The organism is Ensifer sp. SL37 (assembly GCF_026672675.1).
Lineage (GTDB): Bacteria > Pseudomonadota > Alphaproteobacteria > Rhizobiales > Rhizobiaceae > Ensifer > Ensifer adhaerens.
The window spans coordinates 390,763-413,783 of sequence record NZ_JAPPRN010000007.1; the positions used below are offsets into that span (position 1 = coordinate 390,763).

At 57.5% G+C, this 23,021-nt stretch carries 26 protein-coding genes and 2 pseudogenes; 14 read left to right on the forward strand and 14 right to left on the reverse strand.

The window, feature by feature from the left end:
• Positions 1-235: 235 nt before the first annotated feature.
• From OVA00_RS34060 to OVA00_RS34075, 4 genes are all read left to right on the forward strand, one after another.
• A complete protein-coding gene (locus OVA00_RS34060; protein WP_268090601.1) occupies positions 236-1,744 on the forward strand; it encodes an ATPase domain-containing protein in 1,509 nt (502 codons plus the stop codon).
• Between the two features lie 28 nt (positions 1,745-1,772).
• Positions 1,773-3,779 (forward strand): hybrid sensor histidine kinase/response regulator, encoded by a 2,007-nt coding sequence (locus tag OVA00_RS34065; RefSeq protein ID WP_234824637.1) that lies wholly within the window; start codon positions 1,773-1,775, stop codon positions 3,777-3,779.
• Between the two features lie 672 nt (positions 3,780-4,451).
• On the forward strand, positions 4,452-4,877 hold the full coding sequence (locus OVA00_RS34070; protein ID WP_268090602.1) for a hypothetical protein: 426 nt from the start codon (positions 4,452-4,454) through the stop codon (positions 4,875-4,877).
• Positions 4,878-5,108: 231 nt separating this feature from the next.
• The gene (locus OVA00_RS34075; RefSeq protein WP_112773237.1) at positions 5,109-5,414 is read left to right on the forward strand and encodes a DUF1236 domain-containing protein; all 306 of its coding nucleotides are present in this window, start codon (positions 5,109-5,111) and stop codon (positions 5,412-5,414) included.
• A 507-nt stretch (positions 5,415-5,921) separates the two neighbouring features.
• Here OVA00_RS34075 and OVA00_RS34080 read toward each other — a convergent pair.
• Together OVA00_RS34080 and OVA00_RS34085 are read right to left on the reverse strand one after the other, a co-directional pair.
• Entirely contained in the window at positions 5,922-7,427 is a 1,506-nt protein-coding gene (locus OVA00_RS34080) for a globin-coupled sensor protein (RefSeq protein WP_112773290.1), read from the reverse strand.
• A 302-nt stretch (positions 7,428-7,729) separates the two neighbouring features.
• Positions 7,730-8,074, reverse strand: a complete 345-nt coding sequence (locus OVA00_RS34085; protein WP_112773291.1) for a hypothetical protein — start codon at positions 8,072-8,074, stop codon at positions 7,730-7,732.
• A 165-nt stretch (positions 8,075-8,239) separates the two neighbouring features.
• Between OVA00_RS34085 and OVA00_RS34090 the strand changes: the two genes are divergently transcribed.
• Positions 8,240-8,698, forward strand: a complete 459-nt coding sequence (locus OVA00_RS34090) for a HipA N-terminal domain-containing protein (protein WP_268090603.1) — start codon at positions 8,240-8,242, stop codon at positions 8,696-8,698.
• A gap of 145 nt (positions 8,699-8,843) precedes the next feature.
• Here the strand turns inward: OVA00_RS34090 and OVA00_RS34095 are convergent, their stop codons facing one another.
• Positions 8,844-9,113, reverse strand: coding sequence for a hypothetical protein (locus OVA00_RS34095; RefSeq protein WP_268090604.1), 270 nt, complete (start codon positions 9,111-9,113; stop codon positions 8,844-8,846).
• Positions 9,114-9,133: 20 nt separating this feature from the next.
• Complete coding sequence (locus OVA00_RS34100) at positions 9,134-9,433, reverse strand: DUF982 domain-containing protein (protein WP_268090605.1); 300 nt, start codon at positions 9,431-9,433, stop codon at positions 9,134-9,136.
• Between the two features lie 298 nt (positions 9,434-9,731).
• Between OVA00_RS34100 and OVA00_RS34105 the strand changes: the two genes are divergently transcribed.
• The gene (locus OVA00_RS34105; RefSeq protein WP_268090606.1) at positions 9,732-9,980 is read left to right on the forward strand and encodes a CopG family ribbon-helix-helix protein; all 249 of its coding nucleotides are present in this window, start codon (positions 9,732-9,734) and stop codon (positions 9,978-9,980) included.
• A 62-nt stretch (positions 9,981-10,042) separates the two neighbouring features.
• Here the strand turns inward: OVA00_RS34105 and OVA00_RS34110 are convergent.
• Positions 10,043-10,351 (reverse strand): annotated as a pseudogene (locus OVA00_RS34110) (aminoglycoside phosphotransferase family protein); the annotation flags it as partial.
• Positions 10,351-11,031: pseudogene (locus OVA00_RS34115) on the reverse strand (APH(3'') family aminoglycoside O-phosphotransferase); the annotation flags it as partial. The pseudogenes OVA00_RS34115 and OVA00_RS34110, both read right to left, overlap by 1 nt.
• 338 nt (positions 11,032-11,369) lie before the next feature.
• Between OVA00_RS34115 and OVA00_RS34120 the strand changes: the two are divergent.
• From OVA00_RS34120 to OVA00_RS34130, 3 genes are read left to right on the forward strand one after another with little or no spacing between them, the layout of a single operon-like run.
• Complete coding sequence (locus tag OVA00_RS34120) at positions 11,370-11,804, forward strand: Hsp20/alpha crystallin family protein (protein WP_110819540.1); 435 nt, start codon at positions 11,370-11,372, stop codon at positions 11,802-11,804.
• Between the two features lie 9 nt (positions 11,805-11,813).
• Complete coding sequence (locus OVA00_RS34125; RefSeq protein WP_268090607.1) at positions 11,814-12,218, forward strand: Hsp20/alpha crystallin family protein; 405 nt, start codon at positions 11,814-11,816, stop codon at positions 12,216-12,218.
• Between the two features lie 25 nt (positions 12,219-12,243).
• Entirely contained in the window at positions 12,244-12,744 is a 501-nt protein-coding gene (locus OVA00_RS34130) for an Hsp20/alpha crystallin family protein (protein ID WP_110819538.1), read from the forward strand.
• A gap of 55 nt (positions 12,745-12,799) precedes the next feature.
• Here the strand turns inward: OVA00_RS34130 and OVA00_RS34135 are convergent, their stop codons facing one another.
• Entirely contained in the window at positions 12,800-13,063 is a 264-nt protein-coding gene (locus OVA00_RS34135; RefSeq protein WP_034803523.1) for a hypothetical protein, read from the reverse strand.
• Positions 13,064-13,572: 509 nt separating this feature from the next.
• On the opposite strand from OVA00_RS34135, the gene OVA00_RS34140 reads away from it, so the two are divergent.
• A complete protein-coding gene (locus OVA00_RS34140) occupies positions 13,573-15,015 on the forward strand; it encodes a DUF1254 domain-containing protein (RefSeq protein ID WP_268090608.1) in 1,443 nt (480 codons plus the stop codon).
• 621 nt (positions 15,016-15,636) lie between these two features.
• On the opposite strand, the gene OVA00_RS34145 is transcribed toward OVA00_RS34140, so the two are convergent.
• The 4 genes from OVA00_RS34145 to OVA00_RS34160 all read right to left on the reverse strand — a co-directional run bounded on the left by OVA00_RS34145 (position 15,637) and on the right by OVA00_RS34160 (position 18,457).
• Positions 15,637-15,840 carry a hypothetical protein gene (locus tag OVA00_RS34145; protein ID WP_268090609.1) on the reverse strand — a complete coding sequence of 68 codons (204 nt, stop codon included), beginning with the start codon at positions 15,838-15,840 and terminating at the stop codon, positions 15,637-15,639.
• A gap of 1,158 nt (positions 15,841-16,998) precedes the next feature.
• Positions 16,999-17,451 (reverse strand): hypothetical protein, encoded by a 453-nt coding sequence (locus tag OVA00_RS34150; protein WP_268090610.1) that lies wholly within the window; start codon positions 17,449-17,451, stop codon positions 16,999-17,001.
• Positions 17,452-17,568: 117 nt separating this feature from the next.
• Positions 17,569-17,835: a hypothetical protein gene (locus tag OVA00_RS34155; protein ID WP_110818988.1), complete on the reverse strand. Its 267-nt coding sequence runs from the start codon at positions 17,833-17,835 to the stop codon at positions 17,569-17,571.
• Positions 17,836-18,172: 337 nt separating this feature from the next.
• Complete coding sequence (locus tag OVA00_RS34160; protein ID WP_112773306.1) at positions 18,173-18,457, reverse strand: helix-turn-helix transcriptional regulator; 285 nt, start codon at positions 18,455-18,457, stop codon at positions 18,173-18,175.
• Positions 18,458-18,543: 86 nt separating this feature from the next.
• Here OVA00_RS34160 and OVA00_RS34165 point away from each other — a divergent pair, with 86 nt between their 5' ends.
• From OVA00_RS34165 to OVA00_RS34175, 3 genes are read left to right on the forward strand one after another with little or no spacing between them, the layout of a single operon-like run.
• Positions 18,544-19,026 carry a peptidoglycan recognition protein family protein gene (locus tag OVA00_RS34165; RefSeq protein WP_255382370.1) on the forward strand — a complete coding sequence of 161 codons (483 nt, stop codon included), beginning with the start codon at positions 18,544-18,546 and terminating at the stop codon, positions 19,024-19,026.
• A 29-nt stretch (positions 19,027-19,055) separates the two neighbouring features.
• Positions 19,056-19,367 (forward strand): cell wall anchor protein, encoded by a 312-nt coding sequence (locus tag OVA00_RS34170; RefSeq protein ID WP_268090611.1) that lies wholly within the window; start codon positions 19,056-19,058, stop codon positions 19,365-19,367.
• Entirely contained in the window at positions 19,367-19,855 is a 489-nt protein-coding gene (locus OVA00_RS34175; protein ID WP_268090612.1) for a hypothetical protein, read from the forward strand. The genes OVA00_RS34170 and OVA00_RS34175 overlap by 1 nt, the downstream gene beginning before the upstream one ends.
• Here OVA00_RS34175 and OVA00_RS34180 read toward each other — a convergent pair.
• On the reverse strand, positions 19,774-21,045 hold the full coding sequence (locus OVA00_RS34180) for an IS256 family transposase (RefSeq protein ID WP_268088859.1): 1,272 nt from the start codon (positions 21,043-21,045) through the stop codon (positions 19,774-19,776). The two genes, OVA00_RS34175 and OVA00_RS34180, sit on opposite strands and share 82 nt — an antisense overlap.
• Positions 21,046-21,206: 161 nt before the next feature.
• On the opposite strand from OVA00_RS34180, the gene OVA00_RS34185 reads away from it, so the two are divergent.
• Complete coding sequence (locus tag OVA00_RS34185) at positions 21,207-21,371, forward strand: hypothetical protein (protein ID WP_268090613.1); 165 nt, start codon at positions 21,207-21,209, stop codon at positions 21,369-21,371.
• Between the two features lie 13 nt (positions 21,372-21,384).
• On the opposite strand, the gene OVA00_RS34190 is transcribed toward OVA00_RS34185, so the two are convergent.
• Both OVA00_RS34190 and OVA00_RS34195 read right to left on the reverse strand, forming a co-directional pair.
• Complete coding sequence (locus OVA00_RS34190) at positions 21,385-21,573, reverse strand: hypothetical protein (protein ID WP_110818991.1); 189 nt, start codon at positions 21,571-21,573, stop codon at positions 21,385-21,387.
• Positions 21,574-21,826: 253 nt separating this feature from the next.
• The gene (locus tag OVA00_RS34195) at positions 21,827-22,129 is read right to left on the reverse strand and encodes a hypothetical protein (RefSeq protein ID WP_181432596.1); all 303 of its coding nucleotides are present in this window, start codon (positions 22,127-22,129) and stop codon (positions 21,827-21,829) included.
• Positions 22,130-23,021: the final 892 nt, after the last annotated feature.

Genomic DNA, 23,021 nt, shown 5'->3' on the forward strand with positions numbered 1-23,021 from the left:
CGGTACGCGTGGTGGCATTGATTGGAGCATCAGGCCTTGCACCGTCATAAACGATCTTCGCGTGAGCCTCGTCGACATCATCTGAGATCGCCATGATGGCCGAAGAACTTGATCCCATGGAACTCTCGTGCCGGTCATTATCAAGTGGAAGACCTTTCAGTCGTGCTGCTTTTGTGCTCGCCTGTTGCCTTCGCACCGCTCGACGCTAGTTACCTGTGATCAACGGAGGGCGAAAATGGACACAAGCGTTATGTCGAAGGCCAAAACAGGTGTAGACGGGCTGGACGACATCCTTTCGGGCGGTCTGTCACGTCGCCACGTATTCCTTCTCGAGGGCGCGCCGGGCACGGGGAAGACCACGATCGCCATGCAGTTCGTTCAGCAGGGCGCTGTGCTCGGTGAGAAGTGTCTCTATATCACGTTGTCCGAGACCGAGGATGAGCTACGCGACAGCGCGATGTCGCACGGGATGGAAATCCATAGAAATATCGAAATATTCGAGCTCGTTCCGCCTGAGAGCTTGTTGAACGCTGAACAACAGCAGAGCTTGCTCTACTCGTCGGATCTGGAACTCGGCGAGACCACCAAAATGATATTTGAGGTTTTCGAAAAGATTCAGCCGAACCGCGTCGTGCTCGACAGCCTCTCGGAAATCAGGCTGCTTGCCCAAAGCTCCCTTCGCTATCGCCGGCAAATCCTGGCGTTGAAGCACTTCTTTTCGTCTACAGGCGCCACGGTCTTGCTTCTCGACGACATGACCTCCGACAGTCTCGACAAGACGGTTCACAGCGTAGTGCACGGGGTTATTCATCTTGAACAACTGGCGCCGAGCTATGGTTCGGAAAGACGCCGCCTGAGGATTACCAAGTACCGCGGCCAGTCATTCCGCGGTGGCTATCACGACTTCATCATCAAGACTGGAGGTGTTTCCGTCTTTCCGCGATTGCGAGCTATCGAGCACCGCACGGAGTTTGAGCGCTGTACGCTAAAGAGCGGGATCGCTGAACTTGACGCGTTGCTGGGTGGCGGCATCGAGCGAGGATCGAACACGCTGCTGATCGGTCCTGCGGGCATGGGTAAAAGTCTCTTTGCGCTTCAATTCGTCGAAGCGGCCGTCAAGCGTGGCGAAAAGGCCGCCCTCTTCATCTTCGATGAAGAACTGGGGCTGCTGTTCCGGCGCATGAAAGACCTTGGCTTTGACTTGGAAAACTACCAGCGGGACGGTTCGATTCACATCGAGCAGTTGGATGCAGCTGAGGTTTCACCTGGCGAATTCGCCCAGCGTGTGCGCGAGCACGTTACCAGATTTGACGCAAAGACGGTCGTCATCGATAGCATCAACGGCTATCAGGCATCCATGCCCGAGGAAAGCGCGCTCGTCCTCCACGTCCACGAGCTGCTGCAATACCTGAACCGCCAGGGCGCGAACACCTTCGTAACGGTGGCGCAGCACGGGTTGGTCGGTGACATGAAGTCGCCGGTCGACGTGACCTATCTCGCCGACACTGTCGTTCTGCTGCGCTACTTCGAGGCGGTCGGCAAGGTCAGGAGGGCGATTTCCGTCGTGAAAAAGCGGACGGGCAAACACGAAGACACGATAAGGGAGTTTACGATCGGCCAGGGCGGCCTTTCGCTTGGAGATCCGCTTTCGGATTTCCAGGGCGTATTACGCGGCGTTCCGACCTTTGTCGGTGAAAACCACCCGCTGCTGAAGTCCAGTGAGGGCGAGGACGATTCCAAATAGAGACGCCATTGCTCTGATCCATGCCCCTTTGGGAAGGGACGCCCAGATCGCGGCCGCGCTTTTATCGGAAGCCGGGATCCGGCCGAAAATCGGCAAGGACGTTGCCGCTTTCGTCTCGGCTCTGGATGAGGACATCGCTTTTGCCGTCGTGACGGAGGAGGCCTTGCGCTCGGCCGACCTTCGCCCACTTTCGGCGTGGATCAAATCGCAACCGAGCTGGTCCGACCTTCCCTTCATCATCTTGACCCATCGAGGAGGTGGGCCTGAGCGTAACCCTTCCGCTAGCCGCCTGTTGGAGGTGCTGGGGAACGTCAGCTTTGTAGAACGACCATTTCATGCCACGACGTTCATCAGCGTTGCGAGGTCGGCGCTGCGGGGCCGCCGACGCCAGTACGAAGCTCGGCTCCGGATCGAGGCGCTGGACGAGGGGGAACGGCGGCTAAAGACGGCGCTTGAGGCAGGCCATCTGGGTGCGTGGGAACTTGACCTCACCACCTATGCTTTGATGACATCGATCACCTGTCGGGGGGTGTTTGGCAGGAGCGCTGGCGGGGCATTTACCTATGGCGACCTCCTTGCCGCTACTCATCCTGACGATGTGGAGAGGATGAAAACGGCGATGCAGGCCACCATCGAGAACGGGGCCGACTATGCAATCGAATATCGTACCGTCTGGCCCGATAGGTCCATTCATTGGGCGGAAATGCGCGCGCAGCTTTCTCGCGACCGGAGTGGGAACGCGGTCAAGTTGGTTGGCGTCTCTTCTGATATCACCGCCAGGGTAACGTCCGAAGAGCAGCAAAAGCGATTGAACGAAATCCTTGAAGAGCGTGTCGCCGAGCGGACGGCCGAACTGCACAAGGCTCACGGGACCGTCATGGCGGAAGTGGCCCAGCGCGAGCGTGCCGAGGCGCAGCTTCGGCAGGCCCAGAAGATGGAAGCTATCGGTCAGCTGACAGGTGGGGTCGCTCACGATTTCAACAACCTTTTGATGGCGGTGCTAGGAAACCTGGAGCTCCTGCGCAAACACACTGGTGGTGACGCGAGAGCCGAGCGTTTGATCGATGGTGCGCTTCAGGGCGCAAAGCGCGGTGCGTCGCTGACACAGCGGCTTTTGGCATTCGCGCGCCGGCAGGACCTCAGTGTAGATCCAGTAGATCTGGGCGAGTTGGTGAGGGAGATGACGGATCTCCTTAATCGATCAGTCGGCACGGGCATTGTGATCGAAATTCGCATTCCCGATCGAATGGATCCGGTACTTGCTGACTCCAACCAATTGGAGCTGGCCCTTCTCAACCTCGTGGTGAATGCCCGGGATGCTATGCCGAACGGCGGGACGATCTGCATATCGCTTCAGGTGGAGAATGTGGCGAAGCCGGAGGGCGAACTCGCGGCGGGTCGGTACGGCGTGCTCTCCGTTGCCGACGAGGGCCACGGCATGGATGACGACACGCTGCAAAAGGCGATAGAGCCGTTCTTCTCGACCAAGGAACTTGGCAAGGGAACGGGTTTGGGCTTGTCGATGATTCATGGCCTCGCGCTTCAGCTGCAAGGAGCGCTACGGCTGACCAGCACGCCAGGGAAAGGCACCAGAGCCGAGCTCTGGATTCCGGTTTCGGACGAAAGCCCAGTCGTGTCAAAGGACACGGAGGTGGCGGAACCGGACCAAAGGGTGAAACCGCTACGCGTTCTTCTGGTGGACGATGATTTCTTGATCGCCATGAGTTCGGTCGACATGCTCGTCGATCTGGGCCACGAGGTGGTCGAGGCGCATTCTGGAAAGGAGGCACTCGCTCATCTTAAGGACGATGGCCGCTTCGACCTGCTCATCACGGATTATTCTATGCCGGAAATGACGGGGGGAGACCTCGCAAATGCCGCGCGTGACCTATTTCCGGATCTTCCGATTCTCATTGCATCGGGATATGCCGAGCTGCCACCCGGCATCGATTTCGACGTGGTGAGGCTCGCAAAGCCCTACAGTCAGCAACAACTCGCCGTGGAGATCGAGAGTGTCCTCAGGGGTCTAAGTTAGACCAACGCGATACACGAATGGCTTTGGCACAGTGCCAATCGTGACGTCCTCTTGTTTAGACCCACCCCCAAGCTTGGGTGGCGCGCTATTGCTTCTAGTTGATCAAGCTCAAGCGACTGCGGGGATTTGACAAGTGACGGTTGCCGGCCGTGACGAACATTCTCACGCGCCGCCGCTGCTTCAAATAACTCCTGCTCGTCGCTGACGCCGCCACAAAACGCATCCATCCGAAAGCTCGCCAAGGGAGCGGCGAGCGAAGCAGCCAAACTACTGAGTGCTCTGTGTTTTGCTGCAGGACCTTACCCAGCGCCGATGCAAGGGGCCGCTGGCGGCGGCGTCTAGAACTACCTTATTGATCCGGTCGTACCTATTATCATCGCTGTTACCCCGCGCGCATCGATCGCGCTGGCAAGGTTGAACCTGGTTGGGCAAGGCCTGGAAGCGATTGTGGATCTACACAGGTTTCTGGTCGGCCGCGAACAACCAGGCATTGCCAAGGCAGGACGATTGAACGGAATTTGAAATCCGAGAGCGGTCTCCGCTCGATATGTCAAAGTTACTTTCCACTCCGCCTTCAGAGGCGCACAATGTGATTATCGCCGGACTTTAAAAAGGGCTCCGGCGGCTGGAAGATCAGAAAGCGCTTTCGCCCTAACTGGAGGAGATTGCGCCATGTTCGTTCCGCAGCAATCCGGATACATACTTCCTGAAGATTTCACTGTAATCTCCACGGTCTATGAGAAGGCCGTGAGTGCGCGCGCGATAAGCCGCCAAAGCGACGAGGGAGAGTGGCTGGCCCGATACACCCTCGAATTGTTCATGACGGGCACGCGTGATGCGCGGGAACTCGAAACGCGTTTGGAGGAGTTCAGCCTCCCGGTGAGGGGCCGCGGCAACTCCAGGGTAGTAGATTTGTTGCCTGATTTGTCGGCATGGGCGCGGAGCCTGACTGCCTCTCCGAATGAGGCGACTGCTCTGACTGAACAAACGCTCGACTACGCCATCGACCATGTAGAAGAATTTATTGCGACCTCGGATGTCCGAAGATGGTTGGTGCGTCTGATGGTGGAGCTCCGCCTGGGGCGTCGACCGCGGTAGAGATCAATTGAGCTGGTAAACGTCGTACCTATCGTTTCGCTCGCCGACTCTCTTAAATGACGGATGACGCAGTATGCCGATCCGCGCCAGACTATGGTCCGGGCTGACGGCAAGACCTAGGTCGAAGTACGTGCGACTGAAGTCTGACCGCTGGAACGGTAATTCCCGAAGAACGTTTGCAAAAGTATTCCCGCTTTGAGAGCAGGGAATTAAAAACAGATGGAGACGTACATGAAGAAGGTTGTCAGTTCTGCCCTTGTAGGTTTGTTTCTGCTCGGGGCCTCCGGCTTTGGTTTTGCTCAAACGGTTCTAGTCACGCCAGAGCAGGAAACGGTCGTTCGCGAATACGTGAAGAAGAAACCCCTCGCTTCCATCAATCTTCCGGGCGTTGAGCTTAATGTGGGCTCCGCACTCCCCGAGACGGTGGAATTGCACACCATTGATGCGCCGGATATCAAATACCGCTATGTGGTCATCGATAATCGCACCGTGCTGGTAGATCCAGGCACTCGCAAGATCGTTCGCGTTATCGAATGACTGAAGACACGTCCCTTCCTTTCGGGGAAGGGACGTCTTCGCGAGCTACTCGAGGAAGAACGGCCATTGGACTCTGGTCCCGTAATCTGGCCGCAAAGGTCCTAATCTGCAGCGGTCCTAGCCATCGCGTTGTTTTAAGCGCGCTCTCGAACGATCCTCAACAAACCAAATTTGTGAGCCGGCGGCGACGGATGGCGGAGGCTAACGAACGCTCAGTTCGCCGCTGAGCAGTCGCCCTCTTCTGGAACAGGATTCCGGCGGCCTCAAACGCTAGCCTGATCAGTTTCGAATTGCTTTCTTTTCTCGCATCTCGCCCCTTTTGGAGCGCTCGAATCGAGACTGCGGTGGTTCGCACTCAGCCGGGTTCACCGCTTGACCGCGTGAACCCGCAAGAAAGGTGGCGGCAAGCCACCACCTTTCCGTTTCAGAGCGGACGAATTTGCAGGGACGGTCGCTCAGAAAACCATCGTTGGACTGGAGGGAGATCACCGGCCGTCGGGCAAGCCGCTAAGCAGCCGGTAGATGCCTTGCTCGTTCCTTTTGGCCGTGCTCAGCACCGTTCGTTCGGAAACGGCCGACCAAAACCGCTAGCCTGTCGCTGATCTGTGAAAGCGTTTGGGCAGATGCGTTTGTCTCCTCCATCATCGTGGCGTTTTGTTGCGTGATCTGATCCATACTCCGGACCGCAGAATTAATCTCCTCGATCCCGGACGCCTGTTCCTGGGCCGACCGAGCCATAGAGCTGATGCTGCTGTTGATCGAAGCCACACGATCTCCAATGTGTGATAACGAATGACCCGTCTCGTTGACCAGCTGCACGCCGCGAAGCACGTCTGACGACGAGCGGTTGATCAACTCTTTGATCTCTTTTGCGGCACCAGCCGAACGTTGCGCGAGTTCCCGCACCTCCTGCGCGACAACAGCGAACCCCTTGCCTTGCTCGCCGGCGCGAGCCGCTTCCACACCAGCGTTTAATGCCAGTAGATTTGTCTGAAACGCAATTTCATCGATGACTCCGATGATCTGGGTCATCTTCTGCGAAGAGCTTTCGATATCTCCCATGGCCGCGACGGCTTGTTTCACCACCTCTCCGGACCGGTTCGTCTCGACCGTTGATTCCCGAACCACAGTCTGGACTTCCTGGGCTCTTTGAGTTGACTGTCCGGCAATGGTCGTGATTTGTTCGAGCGCCGCCGCGCTCTCCTCGAGCGCTGAGGCCTGGTGCTCGGTCCGCTTGGCAATCTCATTTGCGGCAGAAGCGATTCCGGCAGCTTCACAGCGAACCTGGTCAACTGACGAAGCGATCTCCTGCATAGCGCGATCGAGCGCGGCGACCGATGAGTTGAAGTTGTCTTTTAGTCCCCTGAAGCTCGGCGCAAGCGCCTGATTGAGTTCGGATGTCAGATCGCCACCCGCCAGTCTTGTCAGAACGGTTTCCAGCGCGGAAAGCGCTTGATCCTGCTCCTCTTTTTCCCTCGCTCGTTGCTCCTCCAGACGGGCGCGTTCATCGGCAAGTGCATCGAGATAGACCGAAATGGCATAGTCCATGTCGACCAGGGCCGCTTTCACTACTGCCGTTAGGTCATCTCCGACCTTTTGAGCTTTGCGGCCATGCAGGATACCTTTAAGCTCTTGATTAACAACGGCGCGAATGATGCCGTCCAGGATCATGGCGTATCCGCCGATGTACCAGCGGGGTTCGAGCCCGATCCGGGCGTGAACGCGTCCGACTGTTGTCACCCCCTCGACGTAATCAGACTGGTATGTGCCGGAGGCGATAATCTCCCAATGCTTGACTTGGCGATCTTTGGCGTGAGCAATATGAGCATTGTTCGAGAAGAATTTTGCCGTTTTCGGATGTTTCGACACTTTCGTGTAAAACGCGTCGAGCGCATGACCGATAGCCGTACCTATGACGGGCTGCACGTTTGCCAAGCTGCGGCGTTGGCGTTCATCAAGGCCCACAAAATCGAGGCGGTCTTGCAGGTCAGAATTGCTTGCCTGAATAGTCATCGTAAACTCCGCTTTGCGCTTGAAGCGATTGACGATGAGAATATTCGGCCATGCTTAATTTCCGGTTAGCAGCACAACGTGGGCGCGACGAATTTCCTCTGGCATCGGTGCAGGTTGCAAGACTCCTCGAAGGCGCGCTTCTGCACGCGCAGTCTCTACCCCTTCCGCTCTCTCCGCTCGCCACTGGACATTCCCCCGGACAACACGGACCCACAAGACGTCTGGAACGTATGCGTATCGAGCGGCCGTAAGGCGTATCGCTTTCCGGCGACCACGTTTCGAAGTTCATTGCCCGGTAGCCTTCAGGCGGATTGTTTTGTTCTCACCGACGCCGCCTTGAAAGCCTTCCTAATTTCTCTCATCCGACGGTCAAGGGTATTATGACCGGCTTGCATAACGTCGATATCCAAGAGGTGGCCAATAACTGCCAGTTCTTTCATCAAGTCGCCAATAATCAGGTCTGGAGATCGAGTGGTGTTTTCGCCAACGGGTAAGCTCTTGCCACCAAGAGCTGGGGCTTCTAATGCCTGAGTAAGCTCGAGTGCGGCTCCCAAGAATCTTTTCCGACGTTCCACGATATCGCCGGCGGCAGCCGTGCCGTCGCAAGCTGCCGTCAAGCGAACGGCTTTGTTTTGAAATTCGCTCATGTGTCGCTCCCGATTCAAATTCGTGTCTCTTAGCTAATATAGCTGAACGCCATCTTAAATCTTCGAACGTCACGAGACTCTCGAACCGCCACCGAGATCGGGTGCTGTGCGTCACTAACGCCTTCGCTCAGCGAAGGCATAGCTGAATGGCACTGAGAAGCGCGGATGAATCCGCCGGCACGTGGGTCGTGGAATAAAGACAATATCGCCTGCTGCTTCCCTTTCACGCAAGGTGAACATGAATGGAAGGTCGGCCTGCATCCGTTCTTCCAGCACCTTGGCCCTGATGGATGGCTACGCGAAGAACAGGCACGGTCGGCACAAGTTGTTGAAGAAGACGACTTTGCTGCTCCTTCTTTACGGCGCAGATTGTATCGGGGTCGTCAGCATCCGACCGCCGGACGATGCCGCACGGCTCCCGGAAATCAACGAAGTCACGGTCAGCCCCTGACGCACGGTTTCAGGTGTGCAGAACGTCCGGGATTGACGCTAGGAGGCTTGGCGCGCTGGTTTCGGTTATCGCTTTCAGCCGTATCGTTAACAGCTCTCCCATCTCCGCCAAGCTTAAGCACCTCACCATGCGGGGTGAGCTTGGAAAATCTCGGAGTAAAACGAGCCGCGTAAATGTCGGCCGTACGCTAGCACGGGGATCGGAAATGATTGTCGCGGCAATCTATCGTCGGCGATCGCGCCCCATCGTGAACTGGAGTATCATCGACGGCGAATGGTTCAGACGAATGGCGCGCCATGAGCACGGCGCGCCAAATGTCTAGTTGATTATTGTGTCGTCGAGCCCTTTGTCATGCTCATACATGGGGCCGGACTTTGAACGGCGCGCCTCGCGCCACATTGCTGCTTCGAAAAGAGCTGTCTCGTCCCGGATACCAGCCCGATATTCATGCAACAGGTAAGTCGCGAGCTGGTCGGCACGCTTGCTGGGCCGATCAATCTGGCACCACATGCAAACCCGGTCGAAGATCCTTTGCATGAAGTTCAACTCGGTCGGGCTTATCAAGGCACTTTCCACGGGGTCAAACATCGGAGCATTCCCATCCTGACCTATGCGGCGGAGCGCCTTTCATCGCGTCTCGAGCTGGTGCGGTGGGCTAGCGGGTTCGCTGGGAGACCGGCCTCCAGACAAGCAGCGACGAAAGCTTCACGCGCGATCGCAACCGGCATCTTTCGGTTAAGGGTGCGCCGACAGACTTCGACGGCTTGCTCGTAGGGTCGTCCGCGACGTCGCGGCCACTCGTTCTCCAGAAAAACGAGCGCGTCGAAGACCGATGAAAAGGTGCGATTGCTGCCGTTCTGCAACGTTACCTGCAACGGTACAGACCATGGCATCTCCGGAAGATACATGTTTCCCTCCTTCCTATCTAACCGGATGAAAGAAGATGGAAAATCATCTGGGAATGCTGAGATTGGTTTTCAAGACCTCCGACACCAGGCGTTTGGCGATCAGGATGTGGTGGGCGCGGCAGGACGCGATCCTGCAACCAGTCGGACACGCGCCAACGGCACTGACCATTGAGCTACAGGCCCCACCAGGACGTTTCTAAGCACAGATAAACCGAGGATGCTTTGAAGAAGTGTCTAGACCTTAATGCACCAGTGCGGTTCATCGATATCAAAGCGAACCAAGAAAGGTGAGATGCCCATGACCGCCACGTTTACCGTGCGTGTAAAAGATGAAACCGCGAGCAAACTGGATCAGCTCGCTGAGAAGCTGGATCGGTCGCCGTCCTATAGGGCTGCAGAGGCCATCGAAGCTTTAATTGAGCAGCAAGAATGGCAACTTGCTGAGATTGAAGCCGGGTTGACGGAGGCCGACCGGGGTGAGTTCGCCAGCGATGAAGATGTGGCAAAAGTCGTCAGGAAGTACGTCAAGTCTGCCCGCCAATCATGAGTGGGAGGCGTATTTGTTGGACGCTACAGGCGTTGCGGCGACTTGATGAGATCGGTGCGTATCGACGGCCGTGGTTCCTGCGACGCGCCATACAAATCCGCCATGAGTTCGGCTATAGCCCAGGTCTAGCCTTCGAGGAGCATCAGGTGGTTTTCTCGGCCAAGCAGACGAACTGCACCCTACCTTTGCGCCACGCCAGATCGTCTGCCCCCGGCAGTTCATCAGCAATATCCTCTATTGGCTTTAATGCCTTGACGATTGCGGGAGTCCCACTTGGCAATCGGGCTTTCCAAACGCAGCTTGAAAAGGTGCCTGCATGAGAACTGGTTGAGCGACATTCCAATCACAGGAAATTCAGGTGGCATATGCATCACCCCCAAGCAAGCGGATCCAAGCGCAGATAGAAGGCAAGGCGCTCACGACTAGGAGCGTCGATCCCCAAACTTGTGAACATGATATCCAAAGCGCTCTTTGCTTCCTCTGGGGAAGTCCAGCTCTTGTCAGCGTTGGCGATCATCAGCGTCAAATCTGCATAACGGTCCGCTTTTCCAAGCCGGCCAAGGTTAATTAGACCTGTACATTGCAGAGTTTCGGCGCTTACCATAAAATTCGGCATGCAGGGATCACCATGGCAAACCGTCAATTCGGTGCTTTCTTGCTCCAGACGTACCGTTACCTCTCGTTCGATCCGAGCTAAGAGATCGGGCTGCGGCGTATGCTTGTCCTCGTCTGGTAAGAAGTCAGGTCTAACGGCATTGCGGGAAACCACATCGACAGAGCGTGCGAACATTCCTGACAACCTACGCTCAAACGGGCATTCCTCTGGCGACAGGCCGTGAACAGCGTTAAGTTGCTCCGCCATCGACGGTCAGGCCTTGAGCAAGTCGAATCCTGAAAGATCTGCTGCCGGCACTCCGGGGATTGCCGTCATCACCAGGCACGCGCCTTCCTGTTCTTCCCGTCAACTGATTACTTCGGGACAAGCCACACCTCGGCCTTGTAGCCAAATGAGTCGGTCGCGCTCCTGGCAGCAAGCGCCGCGTCGTCCTGCGGCAAGGAACGGCCATAGTCGTTCGCAACCTCAAGCAACGTCGGCCCTTGAAACGCGCGCTTTTCTCACCTACCTCATTTTTGCCGGATGCCCTCTCGGATCCTGGCACGGGAACGATGGTCCATTTATGCGTTGGACTGGTTCGGTTCATATCTCTTCGCAAGGAGGATATGGTCCGGCGTCTGCCCGACCCCCTTGCGTAGCTGTTGTGCGATCGACCGTCTCGATTTTCTGATCGTCAGTTCCGTCCGTCTCCGATCCTGCGGCCTCCGGCATGCACGTACTTGGCGCGTTGTAAGCAACAACAACGGCTGATTATGAAACGAAGGAGGATGCACATGCTGATATCGGATTTTGGCCGCATGGGATTCGACCCATTTCTGGAAATGCGGCGAATGCAGCAGGAAATGAATCAGCGTTTGTCCGACATGACTGCCAACGCCGCCCACGAGTTTCCACCCGTCAACCTCTGGATGGGTGAGGGCAGCGTAGCGGTGACTGCTGAATTGCCTGGGATCGCGCCTGACGAGGTCGATCTGACGGTTCGCGAGAACACGTTGACATTGAGGGGCGAACGCGGATCCCCAACGGAGGATGAGAGATCCGTCTGGCACCGGCGCGAACGAGTGTACGGAAAATTCTCTCGAACGGTGCAATTGCCTTTCCGCGTCGATCCGGAACAGGTCGAGGCGCGTTTCGCAAACGGGCTTCTTGAAGTCGAACTACACCGGCCCGAGACGGATCGACCGAAGAAGATCCAGATCAAAGGATAGGAGGCCAAAATGGCTCAGGAACTGAAAACGACTGAACGCCGGGCTCCAAGCAAGCTTGACGGTGGCGAACCGACCCGTTCGCGCCCGGTGTTTGTCCCGCGCACCGATATCTATGAGACAGAGGACAATGTCGTTGTTCTCGTGGACATGCCGGGCGTCGCTTCAGAGGGTGTCGACATCACGCTCGAGAAGCGGACGCTGGCGATTCGGGGCTACGCGACGGACGAACAGCACGACAACTATCGCCAAATCTATGCCGAATACGGCGCGGGCAATTATGAGCGCGTCTTCACCCTCTCCGAAGATATCGATCGGGACAGTATCGAGGCATCGCAGAAGAACGGCGTCCTGCGGTTGGTCCTGCCGAAGGTCGCGCTGGCAAAGGCGAGAAAGATCAAGCTGAAGATGGCGTAATTCGTGCGGAGAAAGGAGGTTGACCATGCAGATTAGAGATCTGATCCCCTGGGGCAGTAACAAGGGAAGCGAAATTGCGAAGTCAGACGAGGGAAACCCCGTCTTTTCCTTGCAGCGCGACGTGAACCGTATTTTCGAAGATTTCTGGAAGCGGCTCGATCAACCGTTCGGTGCCTTCGGGCGCTGGGATACCGGCGGGCCGCGAATGGACGTCACCGAAACCGAGAGTGCGATTGAGGTTTCGGTGGAGCTCCCTGGAATCGACCAGAAGGACGTCGATGTCTCCCTGACGAACAGCGCGCTCACGATCAAGGGAGAAAAGAAGAGTGAGCAGGAAGAGAGCAAGAAGGGGTATCACTTGTTGGAACGCTCCTACGGGTCGTTCTACCGCTCGATCCCGTTACCGTCGGGCGTCGACGAGGACAAAGTCGCCGCCCAGTTCAAAAACGGCGTCCTGACCGTTACGCTTCCAAAAACGGAGGAAGCGTTGTCGCGTGTTAGGAAGATCGAGGTGAAGGCGAGCTGACATCGACTTCACGGTCGTGACATGCGGCGGGCGAAACCGCCGCATTTCTTAGCGATTACTGCAGAGGTCTCGTCCGTGGATAGGCCATCAGCGAAGCGCGGGCGCGGGCGAGATCTGCTCGGGCGACGGTCAGCATCTCGTCTGCTCTATCCAGAGCGCCGAAAGCAGCGGCAGTCGGATTGGGCCGTTCCGCAGTGATGCGAACCCAAGCGCGATCGATTTCAACAAGAGCCGCGCGAACATTCGCGATCGCTCGTTCGATGGCATCGTAGAGAGCGATCTCCTCTTCGGAGACGATTGGCGAATTGTCACCGCTCATCGATCTCTTCCGGTCACACGGGTCCCTGGTGCAGGCTCGAATTGCAAAATACCACGAAGAGCACTCATCTTAAACAGTCAGCGTGGCGCCGTTGGGATGGTAATCGCCAGAACCCGTGGGCACCGAAGTACTAAAGGCATGGGTGAAGTCGCGACCATTGAAACGCCTGATGAACGCGGGTTCAACTGCCAATTCTTCCCTCTGTCTCCAACATCCGTTTTCCTAAACGGGCACACCATTTTTATGAAACCAAAATGCATCGGCCGGCTTCGTTTCCTCCCGATAGATGTATGCGCCGATGATTACGGCGACAATCACGCCGCCGATGATCAGGTCAGGGTGTTGAGTCGGATGGTGGCAGCATCGTCAAATCAGCAGTCGCTGTGTATGGCACGCTTGCGGATCTCTGGCCCAGCCAGGTCATTTTCCACGCTAAGTTTCGGATTCGATTTCCCTCCCGTTATGAGTTAGCATCTCGCCGCTAATACACATCCTGTTCGGAGGGGAACATGAATATTTCGCGTCGGGCATTTACGACATCGACCTGTGCGGGAGTAGCCATGGGGATGACTGCGGGACCCGCTGTTGCGCAGGACGGATCGATTGGCGACGAGTTGCTAGGACGGACAGACTTCTGGACAGCACTTGAAGCTTACATTTATGCCTATCCGTTAGTCACCATGGAGTACACGCGGCGCGTGATCACGAACGTCGCCGAACCCCAAGGCACGAAGGCGCCGATGGGCCAGATTGGTCGACTGCGCGCCTACCCCGACGCATCGTTTCGCGACGTGACCGCTCCTAATGCCGATACTCTCTACACCTATGCTTTCTTTGATGTCGCCAAGGAACCCTATGTCTTGAGCCTTCCAGATCTTGGCGATCGTTATGCGCTTTTCCCGATGCTCGATGGTTGGACCAACGTCTTTGAAGTACCCGGAAAGAGAACTACGGGACCGGGTGCGCAGACATGTGCGATCACCGGCCCGGGCTGGACGGGGGCGCTGCCTGAAGGCGTGACTGAATACAAATCACCCACCAGCATGGTGTGGCTGCTCGGGCGTATCTATTGCACCGGAACGCCTGAGGACTATGCCGAAGTCCACAGGCTTCAGGATGAGGTGAAGCTCGTTCCCTTGAGTGGCTACGGGACGGACTACACCCCACCTGCCGGCAAGACCGATCCAGCTATCGACATGAAGACTGCAGTTCGTGAGCAGGTCAACGCGCTGGATGCGGTCGCCTACTTCAAACTGTTCTGCGACCTGCTGAAGAGCAATCCCCCCGCCGCGGCCGATGCTCCATTGGTGGAGCAGTTGGCCACCATAGGGATTGTTCCTGGCAAGGATTTCGACGAGAGCAAACTCGATGTCGTCCTCCAGAAGCGGCTTCCACAGATTGCGTACGCGCGAATTATGTTGCACTTCAAGGATAGCGGGGGCGACGTCGAGGACATCAACGGGTGGGCATACACGACAAAAACCGGTCTCTATGGTACGGATTATCTGCAACGCGCTCTGATCACCGCCATCGGACTTGGCGCCAATCGCCCTCAGGATGCGATTTATCCAACGAGTACGAAGTCGGGCAGTGGCCTTTTTAGTCGCGACTATAACGGCTCGGAAAACTATGTAATCAACTTTGCCAAGGGACATCTGCCTCCGGTAAACGGGTTCTGGTCGATAACGATGTATGACGCGGGGTACTTCTTCGTGGACAACCCGCTGAACCGCTATTCAATTAGCGCCCGTCAGGAGCTCAAAGCCAATGCTGACGGGACGACCGATATCTACATCCAGCACGAATCTCCTGGCGCAGACAAGGAGTCAAACTGGCTGCCTTCCCCGAAGGGTAAGTTTATCCTGATGATGCGGCTGTACTGGCCGAAGGAAGGAAACCCGTCGATCCTCGACGGATCGTGGGTTCTGCCGGCGGCGACGAAGACGGGTTGAGGTAAAGGGCCATAGTGAATCGGCCGTAACCGGGGATCTGGCAGTTGCAGCCTCAACGGGCGCAGCTTTGAAAAAGCACGGTGTTTATCTCGGCCGCGACTCGTTCACCACCGACAGCGATTTCCACAAAGCGGTCCACTCGCCCGTTGGTGTTGGAATCGTTGCTGTCCATGGCCTTCCTGAGTCGATTGTTGCGCTGAAGTTAAATCGCACCGTCTCTTAATAAACGAAACGGAAGTTTTGTTTATTACCGTACTCGCTTAATGAACGGTGGGCACAAAAGTTCGCTCGATTCTCATCAAGGCGAAGAGTCCGCAGCCGACTTACCGCCGTGCGGCTTGGGCAAGCGGTAAATGTGAAGAGCGGGCATTAATTACAACCGTGCCAAACGACGGCACTGCGACAAAACAGGACAAGGGAAAGTCCAGCGCCTGCTTGCCCAGTCGGGTCCGATCGCGATGGTCTTGACCTGCTCCTCGGCCATGACAGCAGCGTGGCATCCGATAGAGTTGCTGAGCGCAGATCGAAACTCTTGCTACGCAGACGACGGATCTCGTCGCTCGGATTGAAGCCCTCGAGGCTCTCATAGCGCCGGGCGGCGTGGGCCAACCCGCATAACGGTTACAGCGATCGGGTCACCACCTCGGTCGCGACGGACACCAGCAGGGCCGCTAGCGCGACGGCCGTTCCAATTCGCGCGATCTTCATGCGGCGCCCGCGAGCGCCATCCCAATCATAGCCCATCATGTTCCCCCAGCCGGCATCATGCCGTGCGTGGATGGTGGCGCGTTTTCCTGACAAAGAGGTAAATCCGATGAGCGCCATCGCCGCTAGCGGGTTCGCGATGCCTCGTCGGGCAACCGGAATGTCGTGAAACCCCATTCGTGCTCGCGCGTTATCCCCCCGACCAAGCGGTGAGGAATCAAATGTCTATTCATATGCGAGATCTCGGCGAGGCCGTTCTTGATTTGCTCTATTGGCGTCCGACAGAGCAGGCGCCTGAATTGAACGACGATCGGCATTTGCTCATTCAGGCATACCGAACGAACCAGGCCCCTGAGGCCGCTCGGCAAGAGCATCTAACGATTGACCCTGAGCTTGCAGTCTATGGGCGATCAAACCCCTGACACTGACCGAGCGTACCGATTGCGTCCCAACTGGTTGGCGGCGTAAAATGTTGTGTCTGTAGAAGTCGAACGCTCAGACGGAAAGGCCCCGGATCACCCTCGTGGGACTCTGGGGCCTTTTTGCGTCTCGGAGCGATGCAACAGGAATGGTGGTGTTCGCGGCATTGCCCTGGATAGCAGTCAGGAGGCGGGATACCTCCTCTTGTATCCCTCTGCTTGCCACCTCGTACTCGAATACAAGACGTTGATCTGGCTGTTCTGCTTCTCGGAATTCTTCTAACCGTTCGGCTGCGAGTGCATACGCCTCGAAAAGGTCATCCAGCTCCGCCGGACAGACATCACCTTCGAGCGCCCGTCGGAATTTCGGTAGTCTCACCGATAAACGGCGCCGTCCTAGTTCCCTGAGTTTCTGCATTTTCTCCCCCATTTCAGGGCAATCTAAGATGGCGCAGCCAAGGAAGGGTTAAATCGAAATTTCAATTGCGAGCGACCTCGCTAAAGCGACGAGCTCTCCTGCCGATTTTTCCCCGCGCCCAACGGCAAAACCGCAACCCCGAGGTCGGTGGCTGCGGTTCTGAGTGCCAGTTGTAACGTGCAGGGACAATGGCAACCGACCGTAGATTGAGCGGGAGCGGGCTAATTTAGTGTTTCCACACGGACGTGATCATGGGGGCGTTTCAAGCCGTTGCCGCGTCTTTCGCTGACAAGGCTACGAGACAAAAAAAGGGTGAAGCGCCCAGAACTCTTTCGCTTCACCCTACAGGTCCAGCTTATCGCATCGTGAATACAACATATCAACTGCCTCCGGTCGCATGCAAATCACCATAGCGCGAGCGCCTTTCGGCTCTGCTTCACGTCAATGTGGGCGCCGGTTACTCCCGCGGCCAAAGCGACGCTCCATCATCAGCCCGACGAGCCACTCTCGTAGATCGGTGTTTTCGCGAAACTCGTCGAAATGCTCGATGGCGTAACCGAGTGTCTGTTCGGCGAGAGCGTCCGCCTCAACCGGTGAGGTCGTTAGGCTGCGCGCCCATGCCAGTAGCTCAGGCAGAAAAGCCGAGAACTCGTCGTCGCGAGGGGCAGGTTGCGGCGGACGATTGACGAACACACAAACGTTCTTGAGCTTCTGTTCAAGTTCCCACGCATCCCCCGTGCCGTTCATGCAAAACTTGAGCGCATATCGCGCCAGGCACTCACTTTCCTTACTGTGCCGAGAAATATGTCGGCTGTTCACTATCTTCTCAAATACAGAAGAGACAACACGGAAGCCGTCAGGAAGCATGTACCCAGATTGCGGATGGCTAATCATAGCGCAATCTCCTCCACTCGGGCCGATTATGATCTCCCAGTCGCCAGAGGCTGTTTTACAGTCCGGCGATGGGCTGAGTATGCACCTCTGGAGGCGGGCTGGCTATCCTTCAAAATCTCAGGTTCGGGATTGAGGTGCCGCTAGCTCAATTTGCTTCAGCAGCGCGATGACTTCGGCCTGCATGTCCAGGCACAGCGCCTGATACTCGTTGATCAATTCCTCGCGGCGGCGGTGCTCCGTCAGCAGATTGTCGAGGGTCTGCGCGGCCAACGCGTAGGACTCGAACAGATCGTACAGCGTCGGGTTCTTGGCTGCTCGCAACTGTTCACGGTGATAGGGCAATACCAAGGAGAGCTGCGCCCGTCCGAGCTTGACCAACGACATTTGTCACAGCCTTTGTCGCGTCATATTCGCCGCGTCACGACAGATTTCCAGAATGTCTTCTTTTTGCATGCTGCGGGCAGCGCCGCAATGGGTGCGCTGAACCCGCTCCCTGGTCTCCATCTGAGCGAAAGTGAACCTCTCCCGCCCACTGCCCGTCAGGCACTGAATATCGAAGGTGTCTGAGCAATCCACGGCTGCCTCCGCGCATACACCACAACTATTTATCACTCTCCCAACCGAAGGAAAACCCGATGAACAGAACGACGTTGCTCGCCTATGCGAGGCGCGCGCCTTTTAGTGAGCGCCTGAACAGAGCCAAATCGACGGCATCAATGCCCTAACGCTTCTTAGCATTATCGAACGCGTTCGCTCGGCGATCGGCGGCTCCGGATAGAAGCTCATCAATACGGTTATGGTTCTCGTCGTGCAAATCGGAGAACGCCGCGTCGATCATCAGCCGGTCCCATACCACACAACCATCGATGCGCTTCGGCCTCGGCATTCGCCGGTCCGAAACCATCTGGTCGAACTTTGTCACACTCACGCCCACGTATCTGGCTGCTTCTTCTCGGCGCATCCCACGCGGTGGATAGCTGTATGCGTCTGTCGGGGTCTTCGGCATTCGGGCCCTTCACTGTCAAATCGTGAAAAATAGCAAGGCGCCAGCAACGCGCCACTGTTCACGACAACGATCAATACCAGATCCAGATCCCAGGTTCGCTTCGGCAATGGAGCGCCGGCGCCTATCGAGCATCCGATCTCGACAAGGAGCATTACCACTTCATCGTCGAGGGCTCCGGCAACGTGGTCCGCGGTGATCACACGATCGCCGACAACGTGAGCACTGCCGATGACGACTACGCCGCCCATACGCGGGGCTGCAACACCGGTTCGATCGGCGTCTCGCTGGCCTGCATGGCCGGCGCGATCGAAAGTCCATTCCATGCGGGCAAATATCCCATGACGGAAACGCAGTGGCATCGCGCCATGGACGTCATCGCGCACCTGGCCGAGTTCTACAAAATCCCGGTCACCTCGAAGACGATCCTTTCCCATGCCGAGGTTCAAACGAATCTGGGCATCAAGCAGGCCGGGAAGTGGGATTTCACCCGGCTCCCGTTCGCGACGAACGTCATCGGCGCCAAAGCATGCGGCGATAAGATGCGCGCCGACGTCAAAGCACGCCTCTAACCAACCTCCCAACATCGAAGGAAACGAACATGCGTTCGCTGATCATCGTATCGGCGGCGGCCCTTGTGCTGTCCGCTTGCACCGCCACTGGTTCGATCGACACCGCGATCAAGACCAGCCTTCCGAAGACCTGCGCTCTGCTCGAGACGGCGCACGCCGCGTTCATCGCGGCCTCGGTCTCGGGCAACATCAAGGCTTCGACCATCGCCAAGGAAAAGGCCGCCTACGACGGCGTTCGCGTCATCTGCGCCGATCCGGGAAGCGTCACGGCTGCCAACGCGCTCGTCGTCGCTGCGACCGCATACGCGACCATATCTCTCGCACTGAAGGAAGCACAATAATGGGTAGCATCTCGAAAGCTCTTGGCGCCGGCGTCGGCGGCGCGTTTGCTGGCAGCGCCGGCGTCCCGTTCATGCCCGAGGGCACGCCCTGGTACGGCTATCTGGCGCTCTACGCGCTCACGATCGGCCTGCCGGCGGTCCTGACCTATCTGGCCCGAAGAACCAGCAGTAAGCATCATCGCGGCCGTCTCTCATCCTCGGGAGCCGGCCTATTTCATCACGTGCGGCTGTGCAGACCAACGAGGGGCAAAATTTTGACCGGCAGGATCGACGACATGGAACCCGACCTGCCCGCGCGAGTGGTTGCATTGGAACAGAAGGCTTCGGACACGGAGCGCAGGCTTGCCAGGAACAGTGGCGGCAGCAATCCGACCGAGCTATGGTCGGAAATGGGTGACGAGGCCGATCAGGCGGCGCGATGGTCAGGGGTCGTCGTTTCGGCGACACCGTCGGTGAATTTGACGCCGGCGATGACCTTTGGCAACTGATTTTCGCCCTTCAGCCGGCGCCAGGTTTTGGCGGCGCTCATGACGAGCTTGAAGACCATGAGCCGTGCTGTGTTGTGGGACAGGCCTCCCTTGGTTCGCACCGTGCGGTGCCTGACGGTGGCGAAGACGCTTTCGATCGGGTTCGAGGTGCGCAGATGGTCCCAGTGTTCGGCCGGGAAGTCGAAGAAGGTCAGCAATGCCTCGTGGTCCTTCGTCAGGCAGTTGACGGCCTTGGGATATTTGGCCTTGTATTTGTCGACGAAGACGGCGATCGCGACCTCGGCGGTTGCCCGATCCGGGGCATCGCGGACCTCCCTGAGATCGGCCTTCATGTTCGGCTGCACCGACTTCGGCACCTTGTTGAGGATGTTGAGGAGCTTGTGTTGCCAGCACCGTTGATGGCGGGTCGAAGGGAATATCTCCTCCAGCGCCTTCCAGAAGCCGAGCGCGCCGTCGCCCACGGCAATTTCTGGCGCAATCGAAAGCCCGCGGGCCTTCAGCCCGACGAGCAGCTCGCGCCAGCTCTGGGTGCTTTCGCGCACGCCGACCTGAAAACCGACAAGTTCCTTCTTGCCTTCCGGCGTCGCGCCGATGACGACCAGCATGCAAGCGGCATCGTCCTCCATGCGTGCCTGAAGATAGACCCCATCGGCCCAGATGTAGACGTAGCGGCGGGCTGACAGGTCGCGGCGTTGCCAGCGATCATAGTCGGCCTGCCACTCCTCCTTCAGCCGGCCAATCACCGAGGGTGACAGGTTCGGCGCGTCCTTGCCGAGCAGCGCGGCAAGCGCCTCCTGGAAATCGCCGGTCGAGATGCCGCGCAGGTAAAGGACCGGCAGCAGGGCGTCGAGGCTCTTCGTGCGTCGTGCCCACTTCGGCAGGATCGCCGACGTGAAGGTGATGCGATCCTCGCCGCAAGTCTCCAAAGCCCGGTCGCGCAGCTTGACGCGGCGCACCGCAACCGGACCGATCCCCGTCTGGATCGTTCTTTCAGGCCCATGGCCGTGCCGCACCACCCGGTCCCGCCCATCGCTTAGGCGTTCGCTGGCCATGGCCGCAAGAAACGCCTCGGCTTCCGCCTCCACGGCCTGTGCCAGAAGCCGGCGCGCGCCTTCGCGTAGAACCGATGTCAGGGGATCATCGAGCGTCTCGGGATGCGGAAAGGAAACAACAGTGCTATCTGTCTTCATGGCGTATCGCTCTTTCATGAGGTTCTGGCAGGCTTGTCACCCGCCTCGATACGCCGCCCTCATCAAACCGTCATCACCCAGTTTCCGTCATAGCTCAATCCGACCTGACCGACGCCAGAAAGGACGAGCAATGGAAAAACCTGCTCGAGAAATTCGGTCTGATGGATCGCAAGATCGATACCGTTGACACAAGCCTGAACAAGAAGATCGATGAGCTCGGCGGGAATATCCGCTGGCTGGGGAAGATCGTCATCGGCGCTGCTCTAAGCGCGATGGTTGCGGGCGTCGTTGCCTTCATGATGAAGGGTGGGTTCAACGTGCCATGAGGTCAATGACGATTCACGCCCCACCCAGGCGACCGCCAAACTTTGAAATGATGTAGAGAACGGAGACCACGATGAGCAATGCGGCCCCAACGCCCCATATACCCGTTCCGACACTGGAGTTCGCGGTCCAGCCCACGATGCCGCCGACAATCATCAGCAGCCACCCCAGCAGAATCTGAACTCGGGCGTTTGTAAGAGACATCACCGTTACTCCTGCTCAAAGCAGCCAAGGGCGACCAAGCTACCGACGCCTCCGGCAACAGCGCCAATCAGCCCGACAAGTTCCGTTCCCAGTTCGGGCATACCCATGCCGGCGCCGAAGCCAGTGAGATAACCCACAATTGCGCCGGATAGTAGGCCGAGGCAGCACGCCCACGTTGGCTTGAACGGCAACTCTCCCTCCCCACGGATGCCCTTCTCGTAGTGACCGTACCGCAACCACTGCTCGATTTCACTTACTCCAAATTGAGTAGGGAAGCCTGCACGGGGGCTTTATAACTGGTTCCCGCAGGGGCGACGTTTATGAACCGTCCGATCGACCAGAGATAGGCGACGATCTCCAGCTTCAGCGGATCACGGTCGCCGTACTTCTCCCTGATCCGCTCAAGCTCCTCGATCGCGGCATGTTGCTCGTCTATATCCCCGAGCACGTAGCTTTCATGCCCGACTGCGCAGATGTTGCACCCGGCCTCGATCACGTCGACGACGAATGCGGGGATCTCGCTGGCGTTCATTTGGCGGCGGTCATTCTCCGTCATGTCAGGTCCTCCGTTGAGGTTATGACGAGACCTGCCATGGCCGACAGGAGCAAGAATACTCCCCGGAAATTTTGGGGGCTTGAAAAGAAATGGCCCCGTCGGGCGGCGACGAGGCCATCGGCACTGAGCAGACCTCACTTCCGGAGGGATTGTGAAGGTGTCACCCTGATCGGGGAAGGGTTCCACAAAGCCAGAAACGCAAACGGCGGTTCTGAGTTCCGTCTCTGCAAAAAAAAGCCCCCAAAATTGCAGCCAACGGGCCACGAAAGAGGTTGTGCGTCATCTACTCGCGCGCACTCAAACGAACGAAGCCCCGCAGGGGATGCGGGGCCTCATCGTGGAAGGTCGTCAAACCATAAAAAACGCAATGCGTACATTATTCAGTGATCGCACGGCAATGAGAAGCACAACCATGGATTATTTCTAGTGCGCGATCACGGTTGTATCGTCGAAAAAATGCGGACCGATCGCAACTATGCGAAAGGGGTAGTCGCGTAATCAATTTGGGGGCGCAACTGCTTTGATGCCGCCGCGGGGGATCCTATCTTTGGGACCCCCATCACTGAATAATGCAGGTGCCCGGCCAATCGCGGCAAGAGCGACCCGCACAGCTCGCCAGAGCTAATCCAGTAGCCACAATGCAGGCGATGACGGCGATCTTTCGGAACATTGGTTCGTTCCAGCTACGGCGTTAACGCGCGGGCGATAAGCCAAGCTGTCAAGGCGATCAAAATCCAAACCTGAGCGTGCCTAAACCGTTGCCGTCTGGCGCGTTCCCAATCGTAGGACATGAGCTTCCCCTCTCGGCCGCGCACAATGCCAGATTGTGGGTGGGCGGGAAAGACGCTTTTCCTCAAAGGAGCAATGCGGTCCCCGCCAAAAAGTATGGCCT